Origin of the sequence: Nocardia carnea NBRC 14403 (assembly GCF_000308515.1) — a bacterium.
Classification (GTDB): domain Bacteria; phylum Actinomycetota; class Actinomycetes; order Mycobacteriales; family Mycobacteriaceae; genus Nocardia; species Nocardia carnea.
Genome location: NZ_BAFV01000097.1, coordinates 1 through 2182, shown reverse-complemented (window position 1 = coordinate 2182; position 2182 = coordinate 1). Strand labels below are relative to the sequence as shown.

At 62.4% G+C, this 2182-nt stretch carries 3 protein-coding genes; 2 read left to right on the top strand and 1 reads right to left on the bottom strand.

The window, feature by feature from the left end; all coding sequences use genetic code 11:
- Positions 1-134: AAA family ATPase (locus ON22_RS36015; RefSeq protein WP_255218560.1), on the bottom strand; the 134-nt coding region annotated here is incomplete at its 3' end.
- An 825-nt stretch (positions 135-959) separates the two neighbouring features.
- Here ON22_RS36015 and ON22_RS26705 point away from each other — a divergent pair.
- Together ON22_RS26705 and ON22_RS26700 are read left to right on the top strand one after the other, a co-directional pair.
- Positions 960-1505 (top strand): hypothetical protein, encoded by a 546-nt coding sequence (locus ON22_RS26705; RefSeq protein WP_033247758.1) that lies wholly within the window; start codon positions 960-962, stop codon positions 1503-1505.
- Positions 1506-1569: 64 nt separating this feature from the next.
- On the top strand, positions 1570-2182 hold a 613-nt coding region (locus tag ON22_RS26700; protein ID WP_043740718.1), incomplete at its 3' end, for a hypothetical protein.

Genomic DNA, 2182 nt, shown 5'->3' with positions numbered 1-2182 from the left:
AGCCGAGCGAGCGCAACGAGAGTTGCGGTCTTGCCCGCACCGTTTGGCCCAAGGATGAACGTGAGCTGGCTGAGCTCGATCTCGGTCGGCGTCGGACCAAATGACTGGAAGTTCTTCAGGCGAATCTTGCTCATTCTCATGGCTGGTTCATGCTCTCCTCGGCAAGCCAACCAGCGCATGCTCGATTCGGGTCTGCTGGCACGCACTCGACGCTAGCCCGTGTTTTGGAAGTCGGTGGCAGTTGAGGGGCGCCGCTGTGCGGCGACCCTCAACAGGCGAGCTGGAAGGTGTTGTCCAGGTTGGTGTATGGGTGAGGTCTCCGGTAGAGACGTTGACCGACCAAGATCCAACTGAACACCGGAGACGTCGTGCCCAGCGTAGCGGTGACGAGGCGCGCGGACCTGACCGACGCCCGAATGGGCGCGGCTCGAGCCGTTGCTGCCTTGAGGGAGGAAGGCGGGACGCCCGCCGAAAAGGAGCAAACGACAGCTCATCGATGGGACTCCAAAGCCGAAACACACAAGCCCGGCAGACCGACAGGGAACAAGTGGCGGCGCGGACATAACGGTTACCGGCGACAAACGCCGATGGTTTCGAATGTATATTCGGTACCCCGTCCAGAAAGCAACGGATACGGTACCGGAGAACCGATCTGTACGGACGATCCTCAAACGGTCGAATCGGATACCAACCCGCGATCACCAGCTATTTCCCTGCGGTCCAGACTTTGCGCGTCCTGCTGAAGACCCGAATCTGCGCCGAACGACCGCCACAGCGTCCGACTGATTGGAAGTGCGGCGCGGAAACTTTGGCGTATTTTTGGTGAACTGCCGAAATAGAACAGCAGGTCAAACCTAACATCAGGTTTGACCTGCTGTTTCTGCTCCCCCAACTGGACTCGAACCAGTAACCTGCCGATATCGAATCAAGGGCGCCCAGCGAATCGATATGCTGGCGGAATGGCAGATCCGGGGGACCTCGATCCGCTCGAGGTGGCACGCACGCAACTACACGCCGCACTGACGGCGGCCGAGACGCAACCGCTGACGCTCGAGGCGCACCTGCAACTCGGATTACTGGCCGCACAGATAGCGCTGGCCGAACGACTCCCCATCCGCGCCAGCGGCACCCAGGAAGTGCCCGGGTTCGACGAAGAATTCACTTGGAGCGCGGGGCGGGTCGAACAGTTCTTGGGCAACCTCGATCCGCCCGGGATCCAGCTGCTCGAAATACTGGTGGCAGAGGGAGGTGCCGCGACCCCCGAGCGGATCAAAGAGCTGACCGGCCGAAAGAGCTTAGCCGGCATCACCTCGGCGCTGCGTGCCGCTGCTCATCGCACGACGCCGGAACTGCTGCCGCCCCCACGCCTGATCCAGGTCGTCCGGGTGCGAGGCACCGATAAGGCGCAGTTGTACCGAATCAGTGCGGAGATGTTACCGATCATCGCCGCGGCACTTCAGCGCATCGGTTCGTCGTCGGTCACCGAAACAGCCACACATCTATGACGTAACGGGCCGATCCGACGCCATCGCGGCCCGGCGAACTGGGGAATTCACGAGGGGAGACAGGGTGGACGGTATCGATATCGGTGTCCTGCGGGCAGCGTTCCGCAGCACCGTCGGCGACAACGCGGACCCAGTGACTTTTGCCGCGGCAGCGATCGCTCAACGCGCCTGGCGTAACTCCGAGGTCGAGTTCGCTCATGCCGGCAACGGGCTTGACCGGATCAGCGACGGTGAGATGTTCGCCGCCAGCGTAGTGATGTTCCGGATCGTGCATGATCATCTCTGCGAACCCCGAACCGAATGGTCGGCGCTGGAACTGGAGGTAATCCGTCCCGACCGAACCATCGCCGGCCGCGCAGTCGCCGACCTCCTCGGCGCCCTCTACGAGCCCTGGACCCTTACCGTGGACAGCGTGTTCAAGACCTGTTCACAGTTCGAGACCCAGCGTGGACGGGACTATATGATCGCCATGAACGCCGCAATGGCGTCCGTCAGCGGCGTCCGTGACACGAATTGGGGGATGCCGCGGTGGCCCGAGGTCGTCGAGGCTTTCTTCGACGACCTCGACAGTATCCCGCCGGTGAATCCCGAGGATCTCCGTACCGGGTTGCTGACGGCGCTCGGAGCCGAGGTGCTGCAGTGGTGCATCGATCGAGGCATCGGATTCACCCGCCCCC